Source organism: Oceanimonas smirnovii ATCC BAA-899, from assembly GCF_000381965.1.
GTDB classification, from domain to species: Bacteria; Pseudomonadota; Gammaproteobacteria; order Enterobacterales; family Aeromonadaceae; genus Oceanimonas; species Oceanimonas smirnovii.
Window position 1 is genome coordinate 94,825 of sequence record NZ_KB908455.1, and the last position, 17,997, is coordinate 112,821.

Annotated in this window: 21 protein-coding genes; 2 read left to right on the forward strand and 19 right to left on the reverse strand. The window is 57.5% G+C overall.

The window, feature by feature from the left end:
- Positions 1 to 6 precede the first annotated feature (6 nt).
- The 16 genes from G364_RS0103295 to yceD form a co-directional block, all read right to left on the reverse strand.
- Positions 7 to 429: an NfeD family protein gene (locus tag G364_RS0103295; RefSeq protein ID WP_019933726.1), complete on the reverse strand. Its 423-nt coding sequence runs from the start codon at positions 427 to 429 to the stop codon at positions 7 to 9.
- Positions 430 to 592: 163 nt separating this feature from the next.
- Complete coding sequence (locus tag G364_RS0103300) at positions 593 to 982, reverse strand: type II toxin-antitoxin system death-on-curing family toxin (RefSeq protein WP_019933727.1); 390 nt, start codon at positions 980 to 982, stop codon at positions 593 to 595.
- Positions 982 to 1,161, reverse strand: coding sequence for a hypothetical protein (locus G364_RS0103305; RefSeq protein WP_019933728.1), 180 nt, complete (start codon positions 1,159 to 1,161; stop codon positions 982 to 984). Before G364_RS0103305 ends, G364_RS0103300 begins: the two co-directional genes overlap by 1 nt.
- A 76-nt stretch (positions 1,162 to 1,237) precedes the next feature.
- The gene (locus G364_RS0103310; RefSeq protein ID WP_211212424.1) at positions 1,238 to 2,032 is read right to left on the reverse strand and encodes a TatD family hydrolase; all 795 of its coding nucleotides are present in this window, start codon (positions 2,030 to 2,032) and stop codon (positions 1,238 to 1,240) included.
- Positions 2,033 to 2,057: 25 nt separating this feature from the next.
- Complete coding sequence (gene holB, locus G364_RS0103315) at positions 2,058 to 3,017, reverse strand: DNA polymerase III subunit delta' (protein WP_019933730.1); 960 nt, start codon at positions 3,015 to 3,017, stop codon at positions 2,058 to 2,060.
- On the reverse strand, positions 3,002 to 3,625 hold the full coding sequence (gene tmk / locus G364_RS0103320; protein ID WP_019933731.1) for a dTMP kinase: 624 nt from the start codon (positions 3,623 to 3,625) through the stop codon (positions 3,002 to 3,004). Before tmk ends, holB begins: the two co-directional genes overlap by 16 nt.
- Positions 3,626 to 3,628: 3 nt before the next feature.
- The gene (gene mltG / locus G364_RS0103325) at positions 3,629 to 4,633 is read right to left on the reverse strand and encodes an endolytic transglycosylase MltG (protein ID WP_019933732.1); all 1,005 of its coding nucleotides are present in this window, start codon (positions 4,631 to 4,633) and stop codon (positions 3,629 to 3,631) included.
- Positions 4,617 to 5,405, reverse strand: a complete 789-nt coding sequence (pabC, locus tag G364_RS0103330) for an aminodeoxychorismate lyase (RefSeq protein WP_019933733.1) — start codon at positions 5,403 to 5,405, stop codon at positions 4,617 to 4,619. Before pabC ends, mltG begins: the two co-directional genes overlap by 17 nt.
- Before the next feature lie 56 nt (positions 5,406 to 5,461).
- Positions 5,462 to 6,703, reverse strand: a complete 1,242-nt coding sequence (fabF, locus tag G364_RS0103335) for a beta-ketoacyl-ACP synthase II (protein WP_026344657.1) — start codon at positions 6,701 to 6,703, stop codon at positions 5,462 to 5,464.
- A gap of 71 nt (positions 6,704 to 6,774) precedes the next feature.
- A complete protein-coding gene (gene acpP / locus G364_RS0103340; protein ID WP_014292450.1) occupies positions 6,775 to 7,011 on the reverse strand; it encodes an acyl carrier protein in 237 nt (78 codons plus the stop codon).
- A gap of 158 nt (positions 7,012 to 7,169) precedes the next feature.
- On the reverse strand, positions 7,170 to 7,904 hold the full coding sequence (gene fabG / locus G364_RS0103345; RefSeq protein WP_019933735.1) for a 3-oxoacyl-ACP reductase FabG: 735 nt from the start codon (positions 7,902 to 7,904) through the stop codon (positions 7,170 to 7,172).
- A gap of 100 nt (positions 7,905 to 8,004) precedes the next feature.
- Complete coding sequence (gene fabD / locus G364_RS0103350) at positions 8,005 to 8,943, reverse strand: ACP S-malonyltransferase (protein WP_019933736.1); 939 nt, start codon at positions 8,941 to 8,943, stop codon at positions 8,005 to 8,007.
- A gap of 11 nt (positions 8,944 to 8,954) precedes the next feature.
- Positions 8,955 to 9,914: a beta-ketoacyl-ACP synthase III gene (locus tag G364_RS0103355; protein ID WP_019933737.1), complete on the reverse strand. Its 960-nt coding sequence runs from the start codon at positions 9,912 to 9,914 to the stop codon at positions 8,955 to 8,957.
- Between the two features lie 5 nt (positions 9,915 to 9,919).
- Entirely contained in the window at positions 9,920 to 10,930 is a 1,011-nt protein-coding gene (gene plsX, locus G364_RS0103360) for a phosphate acyltransferase PlsX (RefSeq protein ID WP_019933738.1), read from the reverse strand.
- A gap of 11 nt (positions 10,931 to 10,941) precedes the next feature.
- Entirely contained in the window at positions 10,942 to 11,112 is a 171-nt protein-coding gene (gene rpmF / locus G364_RS0103365) for a 50S ribosomal protein L32 (protein ID WP_019933739.1), read from the reverse strand.
- A gap of 21 nt (positions 11,113 to 11,133) precedes the next feature.
- Positions 11,134 to 11,655, reverse strand: a complete 522-nt coding sequence (yceD, locus tag G364_RS0103370; RefSeq protein ID WP_019933740.1) for a 23S rRNA accumulation protein YceD — start codon at positions 11,653 to 11,655, stop codon at positions 11,134 to 11,136.
- A 144-nt stretch (positions 11,656 to 11,799) separates the two neighbouring features.
- Here yceD and G364_RS0103375 point away from each other — a divergent pair, with 144 nt between their 5' ends.
- Positions 11,800 to 12,378: a Maf family protein gene (locus G364_RS0103375; protein WP_019933741.1), complete on the forward strand. Its 579-nt coding sequence runs from the start codon at positions 11,800 to 11,802 to the stop codon at positions 12,376 to 12,378.
- An 80-nt stretch (positions 12,379 to 12,458) separates the two neighbouring features.
- Here G364_RS0103375 and G364_RS0103380 read toward each other — a convergent pair whose 3' ends face one another.
- Positions 12,459 to 13,100, reverse strand: coding sequence for an HAD family hydrolase (locus G364_RS0103380; RefSeq protein ID WP_019933742.1), 642 nt, complete (start codon positions 13,098 to 13,100; stop codon positions 12,459 to 12,461).
- Positions 13,097 to 14,047 carry a 23S rRNA pseudouridine(955/2504/2580) synthase RluC gene (gene rluC / locus G364_RS0103385; protein WP_019933743.1) on the reverse strand — a complete coding sequence of 317 codons (951 nt, stop codon included), beginning with the start codon at positions 14,045 to 14,047 and terminating at the stop codon, positions 13,097 to 13,099. The genes G364_RS0103380 and rluC overlap by 4 nt, the downstream gene beginning before the upstream one ends.
- 336 nt (positions 14,048 to 14,383) lie before the next feature.
- On the opposite strand from rluC, the gene rne reads away from it, so the two are divergent.
- Positions 14,384 to 17,320, forward strand: a complete 2,937-nt coding sequence (gene rne, locus G364_RS0103390) for a ribonuclease E (protein WP_019933744.1) — start codon at positions 14,384 to 14,386, stop codon at positions 17,318 to 17,320.
- A gap of 170 nt (positions 17,321 to 17,490) precedes the next feature.
- Here the strand turns inward: rne and G364_RS0103395 are convergent, their stop codons facing one another.
- Positions 17,491 to 17,976, reverse strand: coding sequence for a low molecular weight protein-tyrosine-phosphatase (locus tag G364_RS0103395; RefSeq protein ID WP_019933745.1), 486 nt, complete (start codon positions 17,974 to 17,976; stop codon positions 17,491 to 17,493).
- Positions 17,977 to 17,997 lie beyond the last annotated feature (21 nt).

The window sequence follows — 17,997 nt, forward strand, 5'->3', positions numbered from 1 at the left end:
TTTTAATTATTTGAGTGATTTAACAATAGCGGTAATGCCGTCGAAACGGAGAATTTCCACTTCTTCTCCTTCCTGTAGTTCGACGTCAGCCTCGGCGCGCACCATAAACAAGTCACCTTCAAGTTTAAGCCGCAACTCACCGTTATGATGGCGCACCAGTTTGCCGGTTTGATGGCGGCTTTCGCCGGCCAGGCCGCTGCGACGCTGTGAGGGGGCATACTGACGAAAGGCCCTTTTCAGCAAAGGGGCCAGTGCGGCGGCTGCCAGGGCAAAGGCAAACCACTGACCGGTAGCCTCCGCACCAAGCAAAGCAGTGATCATGGCCACCAGAGCCGCCAGCCCCATGGCAACGGCAAAAAAACCGGTGCCAAGCAACTCGGCCAGGAACAGAATAAGCGCGGCAATCAGCCACAAATGCCAGGCAAGCACGTAGTTTCACCTCAGATGCGAATGGAACAATGTTTACTATAGGTAAGCTGAAAGCCGGAAGCCAGCGGGGGCTGGGGAATGGCATTGCCGTGAGCGTAGCGAATTGCAACAGGATGCCGACTGCGGGTTGTTGGGATTCGCATGGCTCATCCCAACGTCTATGTTACTGCTCCACTAACCAGAGTCCGTAGAGAATATCCGCAAAATCACTTTCCGGGAGCTTTCCGGTGATCAAATCCACAGTTGCATCAGCCAGCGTCTCTGTGTCTGAAGTAATATCGTAGTCGTTGAGAGACAGATACTCCAGACACACTGCAAGCCCCGTTCGTTTGTTGGCATCAGAAAAAGCATGGGCAACGCCGATGCTGGCAGCGTATTTTGCAGCGATTAAAAATACATCATCCAGGCCATTATAGAGCATGGCATTGTCTATTCGGCCCAAAGCACCTTCCAACTTGCCTACATCAACACCTCCGCGAAAGCCAGGACTGGTCCGCAGAATATAAGTATTGATTTCAAGCACACGCTGGGTCGAAAAGTGCAGCAGACTCATTACATATCAGCCAGTCGCTTAAAGGTATTCTGATGTTCTTTAAGCGTCAGTCTGGTTTCTGACTTCACGATTTGTTTGCCTTCCTCACCACTGAGATCAAGTTTTTTTGAAGCGCGAATATGAGGGCGACCTTGAGCCTGCGGCAGACCATATTTGTTGGTTTTAAGCGGTATTGTCATTCTTGGGCTCCTTTTGGCAGCTGAACTGATCAAGATAGTACGATGGGCATATGCAATGGGCAAGTTTTGAGCATACTTACAGCTCCCCAACGGGGCGGGCCAGTTTAAACAGCTCAAAGAAGTTGGCGGTGGTTTGCTTTGCTACTTCTTCATAGGGCACGCCTTTAAGTTTGGCTACATATTCCGCCACGGTGCGGGTGTAGGCGGGTTCGTTTTCTTCACCGCGAAACGGCACCGGGGCCAGCCAGGGCGAGTCGGTCTCCACCAGCAGGCGCTCCAGCGGCAGCGCTTTTACTACTTCGCGCAGGGCGTCGGCACTGCGAAAGGTCACTATGCCGGAAATGGAAATGTAGAAGCCAAGCTCAATGGCGGCTTCGGCCATTTCCAGGGATTCGGTAAAGCAGTGCAGCACACCGCCTACCTTGTCGGCACCGCCCTTGCGCAAAATCTCCAGGGTGTCTTCCTGAGCGCTGCGGGTATGAATGATCAGCGGCTTGTTCAGCTCCACCGCCACCTGCACATGCTGCTCAAAAGAGCGCTTTTGCAGCTCGGCAGTGTCGGGCGCATAAAAATAATCCAGCCCGGTTTCGCCAATGGCTACCACAGAAGGGTGCGAGGCCAGCTCGCGCAGCCGCTCCGGATTGTTCTGTTCATCATTCTGGTGCAGCGGGTGCACGCCACAGGAGGCAAACACCTGAGGGTAAGGCTCAACGGCTTTCAGCATATCGGGAAAGGAATTCAGCCCCACACCAATGCACAGCATGTGGTTTACGCCACGGCTGGCGGCCTTGGCGATGGCTTCGTCCATGGATTTGTGTTTTTTGCCGTAATCGAGTTTGTCGAGATGGCAATGGGAATCAACCAGCAAAATCAGCTCCGGTGTTGTTTTCGGTAAATCAGGAATGAAGTAATGTCTGCTGCAAACGATGCAGCCACTGGCTCAGCTGCAGGCCGGCATTGACCGGTCTGCCCTGCCCCGGCTGCAAACAACGGCGCAATTCCAGCAGCGCACTGTGCAGCTCATGCAGCTGCATGGGCCCCAGCTGCGCTATAAGCGCACTGTGCTGCCGGCAGTCAGCAAGTTTAAGTGGTGCCCGCACGCCAAGGGCGGTTTGCAGCGCATCCTGCAGCAACAGCTGCACCCATACCAGGTGCACCGGCTGTTCCTGCAGGCCCGCCTGCACCTTTTGCAGCCGGCCCGGCTGCTTGCCCAGACCGGCCAGCTCGGCCAGCAAACTCAGGCGTTTGTCGTCGGTACCGGCACTCAGGTATTCCAGGGTCTGCAGTGGCGAACCCTGGTTCACACTCAGAGCCGAGGGGCTGGCCTGCACGCCCTGCTCATTCAGCCAGGCCAGCGCACTTTGCGTATCGGGCAGTGGCACCAGCCACTGCTGACAACGACTTATAAGCGTCGGCAGCAACCGCTCGGGCCGGGACGATACCAGAATCAGTGTGGCCTCGCCTGCCGGCTCTTCCAGCGTTTTCAGCAGCCCGTTGGCAGCGGCTTCGGTCATCAGCTCGGCCCGCTCGATAACGGCCACCTTGCCATGTCCCAGTCGCGCGCTTTCACTCATAATACGGCTGAGCTCGCGAATGGCATCAATGCCGATGCTGCGACCTTCCCGGCCCACTATATGCAGATCGGAATGACTGCCGGCGGCGGTGAGTTCACAGGCATGGCAGATGCCGCAAGGAGCATTACTTGTATGTTGGCATAACAATGCGGTAGCCAGTTTTCCGGCCAGCACGCGCTTGCCCAGCCCCGCCATGCCCTTGATCAGCAGGCCATGGCCCAAATGCTGCTCTCGCACCGCCCGTTGCAGCGGCTGCCATACCGGGATCAGCCAGGGGTACACAGACGTTGCTCCAGACAGGCCAGTACCCGTTCTTTTACCTGCTGCTCATTGCCACTGGCATCTATCAGGTCACAGTTGGCATCGGCATGGGCCAGCTCAAGATAGCGGGCACGGGTGCGCTCAAAAAAGTCGATTTTTTCCTGCTCTATGCGGTCCAGCTCGCCTCGGTGGCGGGCCCGGGCCAGCCCCTGCGCCGGATCAATATCAAGGTAGAGAGTGAGATCCGGTTTAAAGTCTCCCAGCACCGCCTGTTTGATTTGAGTAATAAGGCCGGTGTCTATGCCCCGGCCTCCGCCCTGATAAGCCTGAGAAGACCAGTCATGCCTGTCTCCCACCACCCAGATACCGTCGGCCAGGGCCGGCTGAATCCGGTTTTTTACCAGCTGCACCCGGGCGGCATACATCAGCAGCAGCTCGGCTTCCATGGTGAGCGGCTCTTCATGCACCTCTTTTACCAGGGCACGCATTTTTTCGGCCAGCGGGGTACCACCGGGCTCGCGGGTGGTTATTACCCTGTGGCCTCTGGCTTCAAGCCAGCTCACCACATGGCGCTGCACCGTGCTTTTGCCGGCCCCTTCCAGCCCTTCAATTACTATAAAACGGCTCATCACTTACCTGTTCAGAATGTAGCGGCGCACAGCGTTGTTATGCTCACGCAAGGTGCGGGAAAAATGATGCCGGCCCTCACCCTTGGCCACAAAATAATAATATTTGCTCTTGGCCGGATTCAGCACGGCCTGAATGGCTTCCTGGCTGGGCATGGCAATGGGAGTGGGCGGCAGACCGTCGATCACATAGGTGTTGTAGGGCGTATGCGCCTGCAGATCGCGCTTGCGGATGTTGCCGTCATAGTCGTCGCCCATGCCGTAAATCACGGTAGGATCCGTCTGCAACCGCATGCCACGGCGCAACCGGTTAATAAATACCGAGGCGATCAGCGGCCGCTCTTCGGCAATGCCGGTTTCCTTTTCAATAATGGACGCCAGGATCAGCGCCTCGTAGGGAGAGTCTACCGGCAGGTCGGGCTCACGGTTTTCCCAGGCATCCTGTAAAAACGTCTGCATATGGCCATAAGCACGCTCCAGCACATCATAGTCACTGTCGCCGGGTGTGTAGGTATAGGTTTCCGGTAAAAACAGCCCTTCCAGCTTGCTGTGCCCGGCCCCCAGACGTTCGGCCAGTTCGGCTTCGCTGACGCCCTCAAGCTCATGCTCCATGTACTCCGCGCTGGCCAGCTTGCCCAGCCAGTCGGACAGGCGCAGCCCTTCCACTAACGTCACGTTCAGCCGATACACATCTCCGTCTACAAAGGTGTTCAGGGCCTCACGCAGCGTGGTGTTGCCATCCAGCTTGTAGGTGCCCTGGCGCACAGCCGCCAGCTCAGGATGAAACTTCAGCCATAACCGGCGATGCAGCAGCGGCAGCTCCGGACTGAGCCGGCCGGCCAGTTGCAGGGCGGTCTCGCCTTTATGCACCACAAACAACGGATGCTCTCCCGGTGTGATGGTCAGATGTTCAATTTTCTGCCACTGGCTGTAGCCATAGCCGGCCAGGCCAGCTCCCGCCAGCACACCGGCCAGCAGAGTGCCTTTCACGGCGTTAATCAATTTGCTCATATTTGCGTTGCAGTGCTCTTGTCATGGAAAACGGCTGTTGCAGTGTCCGGCCGGCAAAGGTATGCACAGGCACCAGCCCCATCAGGGCATTGGTCAGCCAGATTTCATCCGCGTCATAAAGGGCGTCAAGGGGGGCATTCACTGTCTGTACCCGATCGCCCAGCTCATTTATTATCCAGGCACGCACAGTGCCATGCACGCCATTGGTGGCAAGCGCCGGAGTAAACACAGCATCATCCTTGCGCCAGAACAGATTGGCGGTCACTGCCTCCATAATAACGCCCGCATCGTTCAGCACCACGCCTTCATCAAGCCCGCGGTCTTCAAGCTCGGCCCTTAGCAACACCTGCTCCAGCCGGTTGCTGGTTTTCAGTCCCGCCAGCAACGGCAAACTGCCAAGCCGGCCTTCACACAGGCCCAGCTCAATGCCCTGCTCGCGCCAGGCAAAATAATGCACGGGAAAAGACGAACAGTTCAAGGCAACCACGGTTTCCGTGCTGCCGGCAATACCATAGCCCCGGCCGCCGGCGCCGCGCAACAGGGTCAGGCGCACCACACGATCGCCTTCGTCGGGCAGGCGCGCAAGGGCGGCTTCCACGGCACTCCAGTCGGGCTCGGCCATGTGCAGCCGGCGGCAGGCTTTAATCAGCCGGGCCTTGTGCAATGGCCAGAGCCGCACCCGGCCCAGGTGCTGGTGCATGGTGGTGAAATGGCCGTCGCCGAGCATCCAGCCACGACTGGTGTTGTCTGAACTGCTGATAAAGGTCTGCATAATACCGTTATAAAAAAGCCCGGCACATGGCCGGGCTGTTTATGGCCGAAGGGCCATTATATGCGCTTGAAGATCAATGAGCCATTAGTGCCGCCAAACCCAAAAGAGTTGGACAGGGCATATTCGAACTCACCCTTCTTCGCCTGGTGCGGTACCAGATCCAGATCGCATTCATCATCCGGGTTGTCCAGATTGATGGTGGGCGGTGCAATCTGATCACGCAGCGCCAGCACGGTAATAATGGCTTCAATGGCACCGGCAGCACCCAGCAGATGACCGGTCATTGATTTGGTGGAGCTGACCATCAGTTTGCCTGCCTGCTCACCGAATACCTTTTTCACCGCTTTCAGCTCGGCCACATCACCCAGCGGCGTGGAGGTGCCGTGAGCATTGATGTAACCCACCAGCGCCGGATCCAGATTGGCGTCGCGCAGGGCATTGGCCATGGCCGCTGCAGCACCGCTGCCGTCATCGGGCGGAGCCGTCATATGGTGTGCATCGCCGCTCATGCCAAAGCCAACCAGCTCGGCATAAATGGTGGCACCACGGGCCTTGGCGTGTTCATATTCTTCCAGCATGACCACACCGGCGCCGTCGCCCAGCACAAAACCATCACGATCCTTGTCCCAGGGGCGGCTTGCCTTTTGCGGCTCGTCGTTGCGGGTAGAGAGCGCACGGGCCGCAGCAAAACCACCCATGCCCATGGGCGTGGAGGCCTTTTCGGTGCCGCCGGCCAGCATGGCATCGGCATCACCGTAAGCAATCATGCGGGCTGCCAGACCAATGCTGTGCGTACCAGTGGTACAGGCGGTGGTGGCGGCAATATTGGGACCGCGCAGGCCCTTCATGATCGACAAATGGCCGGATACCATATTGATAATGGTGGACGGCACAAAGAAGGGACTCAGCTTGCGCGGACCGCTCTTCATCAGGTTGGTATGATTTTGTTCAATCAGACCCAGACCACCAATACCCGAGCCGATGGACACACCCACGCGATCGGCGTTGGCGTCTGTAATTTTCAGTCCGGCATCAGCAAAGGCCTGCAAGCCTGCTGCTATACCGTACTGAATAAACAGATCCATTTTGCGGGCTTCTTTTTTGGCTATGCCATGCGCTTCCGGGTCAAAATCCTTGACCAGGCCGGCAAACTTGGTGGTGTAATCGGTAGTATCAAAATGATCGATATTGGTAATGCCGCTTTGACCTGCCAGCAGGGCCTGCCAGCTGGCATCGACCGAATTTCCGACAGGAGAGAGCATACCGAGGCCAGTCACCACGACTCTGCGTTTTGACACAGGAGCGCCTCCGAATGGGGGTTAAACAAGAAAATAACCGAAGTGGCGGGCGCCACTCCGGTACAGGTTTGTTATTCCTGGTTGGCGTTGATGTAGTCGATCGCAGCCTGAACGGTGGTGATCTTCTCCGCTTCCTCGTCAGGAATCTCGGTGTCAAACTCTTCTTCCAGAGCCATTACCAGTTCAACGGTATCCAGGGAATCCGCGCCCAGATCATCAACGAAAGAAGCTTCAGATTTAACTTCTTCTTCTTTAACACCCAGTTGTTCTACGATGATTTTCTTTACGCGTTCTTCAATGTTGCTCATGACCAGTATTTTCCTTTAGAAATACGCAAGTGCGTGTCGTTGCGGTAGTGTATAAAAATAACCGTCGTTTGCAAGCCTGTTTGGGGCTGGTCTAACCAGAATTTACCCCTAAAACGGCGCATTTTCCGCCAAACAGATGCTAACCGAGGTGATTTTCATCACACCATGTACATGCCGCCGTTAACGTGCAGCGTTTCGCCGGTAATGTAACCAGCTTCATCCGACGCCAAAAAGGCCACGGCGGATGCAATCTCTTTGGGGTCGCCCAGGCGCTGAGCCGGAACTTGTGACAAGATACCGGCTCGTTGTTCGTCATTCAATGCGCGCGTCATGTCTGTTTCAATAAAACCGGGAGAAACCACATTAACGGTAATGCCGCGGGACGCCACTTCACGGCCCAGGGACTTGCTGAAACCAATCAGACCGGCTTTGGCAGCCGCATAGTTGGCCTGGCCGGCGTTGCCCATGGTGCCTACCACGGAGCCGATGGTCACAATACGACCGTAGCGCTTTTTCATCATGGTGCGCAGCACTGCCTTGGACAGGCGGAACACGGACGTGAGGTTGGTGTCGAGAATATCCTGCCACTCGTCTTCTTTCATGCGCATCATCAGATTATCGCGGGTGATACCGGCGTTGTTCACCAGTACGTCGATATCACCAAAACGCTCCTTGATGGTGCCAAGCGTGGCTTCCAGTGACGCCGGATCAGTGACGTTCAGTACCAGACCGGTACCCTTGTCGCCCAGATAGGCGCTGATCGCCTCAGCACCCTTGTCGCTGGTGGCAGTGCCGATGACGGTGGCACCGCGTTCTGCGAACAGTTCGGCGGTGGCACGACCAATGCCGCGGCTGGCACCGGTGACCAGCACTACTTTACCGGAAAAACTCATATTCACTCCTTTATCAGGGGTTTAAACCAATTGCATTCTGGTCATTCCGGACTCTGGCTTTCGCCAGAGTGACGACAGAAAGCGACCAGGCAGATTGGCATTACAGACCGTTAACGGCAGTCAGGGCTTTTTCCAGGCTGGCGTCGTCGTTCACGGCAACGCCTTCCACCCGCTTGTCGATGCGTTTGGCCAGGCCGGTGAGCACCTTGCCCGGCCCCACTTCCAGCGCCAGAGTCACACCCTGCTCCGCCATGGTCTCCACGGTTTCAGTCCAGCGTACCGGGCTGTACAACTGGCGCACCAGTGCCTCTTTAATGGCAGCAGGATCGGTTTCGGGCGTTACATCCACGTTGTTGATCACGGGCACCACAGGCGCATTAAAACTCATGCCGCTGAGGGTTTCTGCCAGCTTGTCGGCGGCAGGCTGCATCAGCGCGCAGTGAGACGGCACACTTACCGGCAACGGCAGCGCACGTTTGGCGCCACTTTCTTTCATCAGCGCATTGGCACGCTCTACTGCGGCCTTGTTACCGGCAATCACCACCTGACCCGGTGAGTTGAAGTTTACTGCCGACACCACCTCGCCTTCTGCTGCTTTTTCGCAGTTGGCAATAATAGTGTCATTATCCAGGCCGATAATGGCCGACATGGCACCGGTGCCTTCGGGCACGGCATCCTGCATCAGCTTGCCGCGCAGCTCTACCAGTTTCACACCGTCGGCCAGGCTGAGCACACCGGCACACACCAGGGCGGAATATTCGCCCAGGCTATGCCCGGCCATCACCGCAGGCTGTGCCCCGCCCTGCTGCTGCCACAGACGATAAAGCGCGACCGAGGCGGTGAGCAGCGCCGGCTGAGTGCGCCAGGTTTTATTCAGCTCTTCGGCCGGACCGTTCAGTACCAGATCCGCCACATTATAGCCCAGAGCGTCGGATGCCTCGGCAAAGGTGGTTTGCACTATTTCGTGATTGGCCAGCACATCGGCCAGCATGCCAATGGTCTGGGATCCCTGTCCGGGAAAGGTAATGGCAAAAGACATGAAATTTCCTCTTAAAAACGAACCAGGGCCGAGCCCCAGGCAAAACCGCCGCCAAAGGCTTCCAGCAGCACCAGATGGCCACGCTGAATGCGACCGTCACGCACGCCTTCATCCAGCGCGATGGGCACACTGGCCGCTGAAGTGTTACCGTGCTTGTCGAGGGTCAGGATCACGCTGTCCAGCGACATGCCCAGCTTGCGGGCGGTGGCGTTAATAATGCGGTAGTTGGCCTGATGGGGCACCAGCCAGTCGAGTTCCGACTTATCGATGCCGTTGGCTTCAAGGGTCTGAATTACGATGTCGCTCAGGCGGGACACGGCCACCTTGAACACTTCATTGCCTTTCATGTGCATGTAGGCGTTCATTTCGGAGCCGGACACACCACGCTGGCGGTGCGGCAGCTTGAGCAGCTCGCCATAGGCACCATCGGCATGCAGATGAGTAGACAGAATGCCCGGCTCTTCGCTGGCACCCAGCACAACAGCACCGGCACCGTCACCAAACAGAATAATGGTGGATCTGTCTTCCGGGTCACACATGCGCGACAGCGCATCGGCACCAATCACCAGCACATGGCGGGCCGCGCCGCTTTTAATAAATTGATCCGCCACGCTCAGGGCGTAGCTGAAGCCGGCACAGGCTGCGGCCAGATCAAAGGCCGGAATGCCGGGCACATTAAGCAGAGCCTGCACTTCACAGGCGGCAGCCGGAAAGGCATTGTCGGCACTGGTGGTAGCCAGCACTATCATGTCGAGCTGCTGCGCTTCAATGCCGGCGGCATCCAGTGCGCGCAGGGCAGCACCATAAGACATGGTGGCCACGGTTTCTTCGGCACCGGCAATGCGACGCTCGCGAATGCCGGTGCGTTCAACAATCCACTGATCGCTGGTTTCTACCATTCTTTCCAGGTCGGCGTTGGTACGCACACCCTGAGGCAGGTAGCTGCCGGTTCCCAAAATTTTACTGTTCATAGGCGTTATCTTGCGTGACTGTCCTGAGGGGCAGTATCAAAAAGATGCGCGATTTTGGCGGGCAACTGATGCTCGGTTTCGGCAACAGCCTGCAAAATCGCATTCAAGAAGGCGGGTGATCCTGCGCTCCCGTGGCTTTTTACCACACTGGAACGTAATCCTATCAGACTGGCCCCATTATACTGGTCCGGGTTCAGGTGAGAAAGCCGGCGCTTGAGCCAGGTGCCCAGCAACCGCCACCAGAACCCGCGCTTTTTTCCCGCACCCAGCAGCAGCCGGGCGACTCCTTCACTGGTTTTGAGCGCCACATTACCAACAAAGCCATCACACACAATGACTTCCGCGGTGCCGGCAAACAGGTCGTTGCCTTCGATATAGCCCTGATAATTCAGTGCCGGCAGTGCTTTCAGCCGGCGGGCAGCCTGGCGCACCGCTTCATAACCCTTGTTGGACTCGGCTCCCACGTTCAACAGCATGACACGGGGCTTCTGCTGCGACAACACATGCCGCGCCACCGCATCTCCCATCAGCGCAAACTGCACCAGTTGCTCAGTGTCACAGCACACATTGGCTCCCACATCCAGCAACAGCGCATGGCTGCCATCGGCCTGAGGCAGGCGGGTGATCAGTGCCGGCCGGTCGACACCGGGCAGGGTCTGCACCACGTTAATGGCCATGGCCATGAGTGCACCTGTATTGCCGCCGCTCACACAGGCCTGAGCCTCGCCGCTGGCCAGCGCATTCAGTGCCTGGCACATGGAGGAATCAGACAGATGACGCAGGGCAAAGCCCGCTTTGTGCTCGTTGGTAACCTGCTGGGTACAATAATGCACCCGCACCCGCTGATGAGCGGTCAGGTTACATCGTTCAAGCCAGGGAAGTAGCGCCGCGCGGGACCCGAACACATGCAGGTGAAGGTCGGGTAGAAGCGACAGTGCCTGCGCGGCGGCAGGCACTGTAACCGGAGGGCCAAAGTCGCCCCCCATCATATCAAGCGCAACGGTCAGCTGCGGCAAGAGAATAATCCTTACTTAGCGATTACCTTCTGGCCACGGTAGAAACCATCGGCGGTCACGTGGTGACGACGATGAGTTTCGCCAGTGGTCTGGTCTACAGACAGGCTGGCAGTGCTCAGAGCATCGTGTGAACGACGCATACCACGCTTGGAACGGGTTTTACGGTTCTGTTGTACGGCCATTTGACCTAACTCCTAAATCAGTTACTTTCGTTTCAGCTCTTCCAGAATGGCGAAAGGGTTCGAACGCTCTTCGGCTTCGGGAATATCACCATAGCTCAGATCAAACTTGCCTTCGGCACAACGCTCATTTTCATGAGCGGGTACCAGCGGCAGGGCAAGGATGAGTTCATCCTCAATGGTCTGCGCCAGATTAATTTCTCCGAATTCATCGGCCTCAAACGTTTCGTACTCTTCCGGCAGCTCCGGCGCCTCGGCATTCTCACGCAAAGGCGTGTACGTAAACTCGGACTCTATGGTGGTGTCGAACATCTCATTGCAGCGCTGGCACTGAAGGGTAACGTGCACGCCGGCTTTACCGGACATGATGCGCAACCCCTGGGCATCAATGCCAAAGGTGAGAGAAACGTCGATATCACCATGGATACCTTGGGTAGACTCCGCCAGTCTGGGCATCAGCTCTGCGGCAAACACGCCCTGATAATCCAGGCGTTTATTGGCGCAGCGAACGGGGTCAACCTTGATGGGCAACTTTACCTTTTCCATAAGGCGCGCATATTATAGCGCGTCTGCTGTGGAGTCAAAGAGAAATTGACTTTCCTACGCATAACAGGGGTTTGTGCGCAGCCTGTTGCTCCGGGTAAAATGGCTGCACCTTAATATTCACGTGATCATCACTTGTTACTTGTTATGCCACCGCTTATTCTTGCCTCTTCTTCCTCTTATCGCCGTGCTCTGCTGGAGCGGCTGGGCCTGCCTTTTTCCTGCCACAGCCCGAATATTGATGAAACACCCCAGCACGGTGAAAGCGCCGACGCGCTGGCCCTGCGGCTGGCTCAGCAAAAAGCCGCCGCTGTGGCTGAGTATTATAAAGAAGGCCTGGTGATCGGCTCGGATCAGGTGTGCGTAAACGGCAATCAGCTGCTGGGCAAACCCGGCACCACAGACAATGCCCGCCGCCAGCTGCTGGCGGCCTCGGGCAAAACCGTCACCTTTTATACCGGCCTGTGCGTGCACGACTGCGCCACCGGCAGACAGACTTCGATGGTGGAACCCTTTCGTGTGCACTTTCGCCGGCTGACCGAGAGCCAGATTGACCGCTACCTGGAAAAAGAGCCGGCGCTCGACTGTGCCGGTGCCTTTAAGTGCGAGGGCCTTGGCATCAGTCTGTTCGAGCGCATGGACGGCCGCGATCCCAACAGCCTGGTGGGCCTGCCACTGATTGCCCTTATCGACCTGCTGGCGGAATTTGGTGTGGAGGTGCCTTGATTCGTGAGGAGTGAGGAGTGAGGAGTGAGCACAGTCCACAATGGACAATCATCTCCCTTCACCTACAACCCCTCACTGTTTTAAACCCACTCGGGCAGATGGCGAATGTCATCAATCAGGGCCACGGGCTTGTGCACGCCCAGCTGATCCCGGTTATGCACTCCGTAAGTGACACCAATGCGGTCCATGCCAATGGCTTCGGCCATGGCCAGATCGTAACTGGAGTCCCCTACCATCACTGCCTGCTCCGGTGCCATCCGCAGCTCGTCAAGAATTTGTGCCAGCATCAGCGGATCCGGCTTGGAACGCGCCTGATCGGCACCGCGCAACGCATGAAAAAGGTGACCCAGGCCTGAGTCTTTCAGCACCAGATCAAGCCCTTCCCGGGCCTTGCCGGTGGCCACTGCCAGCCGGTAGCCGGTCTGATGCAAACCAGTGAGCACCTTGTCCGCGCCGGCAAACAGCGGTGATGGCGTGGTGTTCAGCTCAAGATAATGCCGGCGGTAGGCATGCAGCAGCGCATCACTTTCGGCGACCGTCAATTCACCAAACAAAACGGGGAACGCCTTATACAGGCTGAGCCCGATAATATGGCGCACCGCCTCAGGCGTGGGCACCGGCTGGTTGCAGTCCAGCGCCGCCGCCTGCATGGACGACACTATGCGGGCCACCGAGTCCATCAGGGTGCCGTCCCAGTCAAAGATCACCAGTTCATACTTCATTTTTTTGCCATTCTCGTCAGCAGTTTTTTCAGCGCCGGCTCCAGCGGTGCTTCCAGGGTCATGGTTTCTTCTCTGCCCGGGTGATAAAAGCGAATGCGGCAGGCATGTAAAAACAGCCGGGTCAGCCCCTGGCCGCGCATGGCTTCATCAAACTGGCGATCGCCATATTTATCGTCCCCTGCTATGGGATGGCCCGCATGCAACGTATGCACCCGAATCTGATGAGTACGGCCGGTGACCGGGCTGCACTCCACCAGGGTGGCACCGTCAAACTTCTGAATAATCCGAAAACGGGTTTCTGACGGCTTGCCGTCGCGGTCTACCCGCACCACCCGCTCACCGGAAGCCAGCTCGTTTTTCTTCAGCGGCGCCTTTACCGACTTCTGATGCGCCTGCCACTGGCCGCGCACCAGCGCCAGATAATGTTTGTCCATGGTTTTCTCACGCAGCTGCTCGTGCAGGCTGCGCAGCATGCTGCGCTTTTTGGCCACCAGCAAAATGCCGGAGGTGTCCCGGTCCAGCCTGTGCACCAGCTCCAGAAAACGGGCCTGAGGCCGCAGGGAACGCAGCCCTTCAATTACGCCAAAGCTAAGGCCACTGCCACCATGCACCGCCATGCCCGATGGCTTGTTCAGCACCAGCAGGGCATCATCTTCATACACAATGGCGTTTTCCAGCCCCTGCACGCTGTCGAGCTTGGCGGAAGGCAGTACTTCTTCCCGCTCTGCCACCCGCACCGGCGGCACCCGTATGATGTCACCGGCTACCAGCTTGTATTCCGGTTTGATGCGCTTTTTATTAACTCTTACCTCGCCCTTGCGCAAAATTCGATAAATCAGGCTTTTGGGAACGCCTTTAAGCTGAGTCCGTAAAAAATTGTCGATGCGCTGCCCTTCATGCTCAGCCTCTATGGTGAGCAGCCGCACGCTTTGATGGTCTTGTTTCATGGGCGGGATTCTACCACCGAAGCCGGTGTTTTTGCTGCAAAAAAGGTGCCTTGCTATGGTTGTGGGTAAAGTGTGATAATGCAGAAGATTTTCGCGCTTTCCCGGTTGGGGAAGCGCACACAAAAACCCCGGAAACACCGTCAGGTTCGCGACCTTTGGGCTTTCTCCCCTTTTGACGTGAAACACACCTGAAAAATGCGCCTCATGCGTAGCCAGCCGGGAGGCTGTAACGACTACGCTAAAAGACCCGAGGCCGGTGTCGGTCGGAACCTGACGGGTATTCCGGGGAATCTGAACACTGTAAAAAACAGTAAAAACATATAAAAAGAGTACTAAATGAAAAGAATGCTAATTAACGCAACCCAGGAAGAGGAGTTGCGCGTTGCCCTGGTGGACGGGCAAAGGCTGTATGATCTCGATATTGAAAGCCCCGGCCACGAGCAGAAAAAAGCCAACATTTACAAAGGCAAAATCACGCGGGTAGAACCCAGCCTGGAAGCCGCCTTTGTTGACTACGGTGCCGAGCGCCACGGCTTTTTGCCCCTCAAGGAAATTGCCCGCAACTATTTCCCTGAAGGCTACACCTATCAGGGTCGCCCCAACATCAAGGAAGTGGTCAAGGAAGGTCAGGAAGTTATTGTTCAGATTGATAAGGAAGAACGTGGCAACAAAGGGGCTGCGCTTACCACCTTTATCAGCCTGGCCGGCTCCTACCTGGTACTGATGCCCAACAACCCCCGTGCCGGTGGTATCTCACGCCGCATCGAGGGCGACGAGCGCACTGAACTGAAAGAAGCCCTCTCCCGCCTCAAGTTGCCCGACGGCATGGGCCTGATTGTGCGCACCGCCGGTGTGGGTAAATCCGGTGAAGAGCTGGAATGGGATCTGAATGTACTGAAAGCCCACTGGGCTTCCATTCAGGAAGCCGCCGACAGCCGTACCGCTCCTTTCCTTATCCATCAGGAAAGCAATGTCATTGTGCGCGCCATTCGCGACTACCTGCGCCGGGATATCGGTGAAATTCTTATCGATAACCCCGTAGTATTTGAACGTGCGAAGCAGCACATTCAGCTGGTGCGCCCCGATTTTGTCAACCGGGTGAAGCTGTATGAGGGCGATGTGCCCATGTTCAGCCACTACCAGATTGAGAGCCAGATTGAATCGGCGTTTCAGCGGGAAGTGCGCCTGCCGTCCGGCGGCAGCATCGTTATTGACCCCACCGAAGCGCTCACCTCCATCGATATCAACTCGTCCCGCGCGACCAAGGGCGGCGATATTGAAGAAACCGCGCTGCAGACCAACCTGGAAGCGGCAGAGGAAATTGCCCGCCAGCTGCGCCTGCGCGACCTGGGCGGCCTGGTGGTGATCGACTTTATCGACATGACACCAGTGCGCCACCAGCGTGAAGTGGAAAACCGCCTGCGCGACGCCGTGCGGCAAGACCGTGCCCGCATTCAGCTGGGGCGTATTTCCCGCTTTGGTCTGCTGGAAATGTCTCGTCAGCGCCTGCGTCCGTCTTTGGGCGAGTCCAGCACCCATGTGTGCCCCCGCTGTCTGGGTCAGGGTACCATTCGTGATAACGAGTCGCTGGCACTGGCCATTCTGCGCCTGATTGAAGAAGAGGCCCTGAAAGACAATACCGGCCAGATCCACGGTCAGGTGCCGGTGGACGTAGCCGCCTATCTGCTCAACGAAAAGCGCAAATCCATTGCCAATCTGGAAAACCGCTACAAGGTTGATATTTTCATCATTCCTAACGAGCAGCTGGAAACCCCGCACTTCGACGTAACCCGGGTGCGCAGCAGCGATGTGGAAGACGTCACCAGCTTTGAACTGAAAACTGAGGTAGAGCAAACTGCCTATCAGCCGCGCCAGCATGAAGCCGCCAAAAAGATTGAGCAGCCGGTCCTGCAGGGCTTTACCGCCCCCGCTCCGGCTCCGGCAGCGACCAGCCCTGCGGCAGCAAAACCGTCTCAGCCCAGCCAGCCCGGCCTTCTGAGCCGACTGTTCAGCACCATTGCCGGCTGGTTCAAGAGCAGCGAACAGCCGCAAGCCTCTGCCACACAGGAGCAGACTTCTGCCGACCGCAACGAGCGCAGCAATAACCGTCAACCGCGAAATGGTGAACGTCAGGATCGCCGCCAGCGTAACGATCGCCGCAGCAATAACCGCAATCGCAAACCGCGTGATGAAGAGCGCGCTCAAAAGCCGGCAGCGGCCGCCCCGCAGGACAACACCGAGCAGCAGCAGCCAAAGGCCGAGCGCCCACGCCGTGAGCGTCGCAAGCCCCGTCGTGAGCAGCAGCCCGAGCGCGCCGCCCGTCAGCAGGAGCAGCAAACGGCTCAGAACGTGCCACAACAAACTCAGGCCCCTGCCCCGCAGCAGGAAGCACAACAGGAGCAGGCACGTGAACAGGCCGTGGCCGAGCGCCGCGAGCGCCGTCAGCTGCGTAAACAGGTACGTCTCGACAGTGAGGGCCGCACTCAGGACGCCAAGCCTGCGCCCGAGAAAACCCGTGAGCCCGAGCAAACCGCCGCCCCTGCCAACGAGCAGCCTCAGCCGCACAAACGCGCGCCCAAGCGCAAGCGCATCAATGAAGACAGCCGTCGTCGCCGCCGGGAAGAAACCATTGCTGCCCTGATTGAGCGCGAAGGTGAAGAAAAATGGGTAGCCTCTGAAGCCACTCAGGCCGAGCAACAGCCAGCACCTGTACAGCCCGAGCCTAAACCGGCTCAAGAGCCGGCCAAGGCAGAGCAGCCTGTGCAAGAGCCGGTTAAAACCGAGCCTGCGCCGCAAGCCGAACAAGCCAAGCCGGACGTCGCTCAGGAAGTGGTTGCTCAGGAAGAAAAAGCTCAGCCACAAGTGAAAGCAGAAGAGCCCAAAGCGGTACAGGAAGCGCCGGCAGAGCCTGCAGTTGCTGCAGAGCCAGTGGCAGAAGCTGAACAGGAAACCAAGGCCGAGCCTGAAGCAGCGCCCACAGCTGAACAAGAAGCCAAGGCCGCGCCCGAGCCAACTGCACCGGTGCAAGCCGAGCCTGTAGCAGCTGCTGCGCAGCCTGCCAAAGAGGCAAAACCGGCTCCTGTGGCACTGGGTCGCTACCTGGCTGCCCGCAAGGCCTCCGCGCCCATGACCAAACCACCGGTTGTGGAAGCAGCACCTTATGTGAAGCCCGACTACCCGCCTCTGGTACGCGAACCCATCGCCACCAGTGGCCGCCAGGGCGGCAGCATCAACGCTACCAATCAGGCCTCGGCCCCCATGGCCAAACCCTGATCACAGTGCGCTAACAGAAAAAGGCTCCCTCGGGAGCCTTTTTATATTCCGTGGCTTATCTGCGACACCCCGTCATTTGTAGATTGGGATGAGCATGGCGAATCCCAACAATAACAGACAAACCTGCAATCTTTCTTGAAGCCTGTTGCACAGGCTCTGCCAGCTACATGCTAGCCCTTAATCTGCCTAAGCACCCCATCACAGGCGGCTTCCACCAGATCCAGCACCTGCTCAAAGCCCTGATCCCCGCCATAATACGGATCCGGCACCTCCTGCTCGGGGCCATCGGCAAAGCTCAGCAACAGCTTCACCTTGTGAGCATGCGCCGGCGGACATAGTTTCTGTAAGTCCCGCAGGTTTTCCTTATCTGCCGCCAGGATCAAATCAAAACGGGCAAAATCATCCACCGTCACCTGACGGGCACGCATACCGGAAAAGTCGTAGCCCCTCGCCTCACCCGCTGCTCTGGCGCGTGCATCCGGCCCGTTACCGGCGTGAAAACCAATGGTCCCCGCCGAATCAATCTCCAGCTCTACCCCCGCCAGCCGCGCCTTATGGCGCAACACCGCCTCGGCGGTGGGAGAACGGCAAATATTGCCCATGCACACTGTAAGCACTTTGTATTTTTGGTTATTTTTTAACTGTTGTTCAGACATGCTGCATTCCTTTACGTTTTT

Coding starts and splice junctions, on each gene's coding strand:
- G364_RS0103300 (WP_019933727.1), bottom strand. CDS start 982: ATGAGTCTGCTGCACTTTTCGACCCAGCGTGTGCTTGAAATCAATACT.
- G364_RS0103305 (WP_019933728.1), bottom strand. CDS start 1,161: ATGACAATACCGCTTAAAACCAACAAATATGGTCTGCCGCAGGCTCAA.
- tmk (WP_019933731.1), bottom strand. CDS start 3,625: ATGAGCCGTTTTATAGTAATTGAAGGGCTGGAAGGGGCCGGCAAAAGC.
- mltG (WP_019933732.1), bottom strand. CDS start 4,633: ATGAGCAAATTGATTAACGCCGTGAAAGGCACTCTGCTGGCCGGTGTG.
- pabC (WP_019933733.1), bottom strand. CDS start 5,405: ATGCAGACCTTTATCAGCAGTTCAGACAACACCAGTCGTGGCTGGATG.
- acpP (WP_014292450.1), bottom strand. CDS start 7,011: ATGAGCAACATTGAAGAACGCGTAAAGAAAATCATCGTAGAACAACTG.
- fabG (WP_019933735.1), bottom strand. CDS start 7,904: ATGAGTTTTTCCGGTAAAGTAGTGCTGGTCACCGGTGCCAGCCGCGGC.
- fabD (WP_019933736.1), bottom strand. CDS start 8,943: ATGTCTTTTGCCATTACCTTTCCCGGACAGGGATCCCAGACCATTGGC.
- G364_RS0103355 (WP_019933737.1), bottom strand. CDS start 9,914: ATGAACAGTAAAATTTTGGGAACCGGCAGCTACCTGCCTCAGGGTGTG.
- rpmF (WP_019933739.1), bottom strand. CDS start 11,112: ATGGCCGTACAACAGAACCGTAAAACCCGTTCCAAGCGTGGTATGCGT.
- yceD (WP_019933740.1), bottom strand. CDS start 11,655: ATGGAAAAGGTAAAGTTGCCCATCAAGGTTGACCCCGTTCGCTGCGCC.
- G364_RS0103375 (WP_019933741.1), top strand. CDS start 11,800: ATGCCACCGCTTATTCTTGCCTCTTCTTCCTCTTATCGCCGTGCTCTG.
- G364_RS0103380 (WP_019933742.1), bottom strand. CDS start 13,100: ATGAAGTATGAACTGGTGATCTTTGACTGGGACGGCACCCTGATGGAC.
- rluC (WP_019933743.1), bottom strand. CDS start 14,047: ATGAAACAAGACCATCAAAGCGTGCGGCTGCTCACCATAGAGGCTGAG.
- rne (WP_019933744.1), top strand. CDS start 14,384: ATGAAAAGAATGCTAATTAACGCAACCCAGGAAGAGGAGTTGCGCGTT.
- G364_RS0103395 (WP_019933745.1), bottom strand. CDS start 17,976: ATGTCTGAACAACAGTTAAAAAATAACCAAAAATACAAAGTGCTTACA.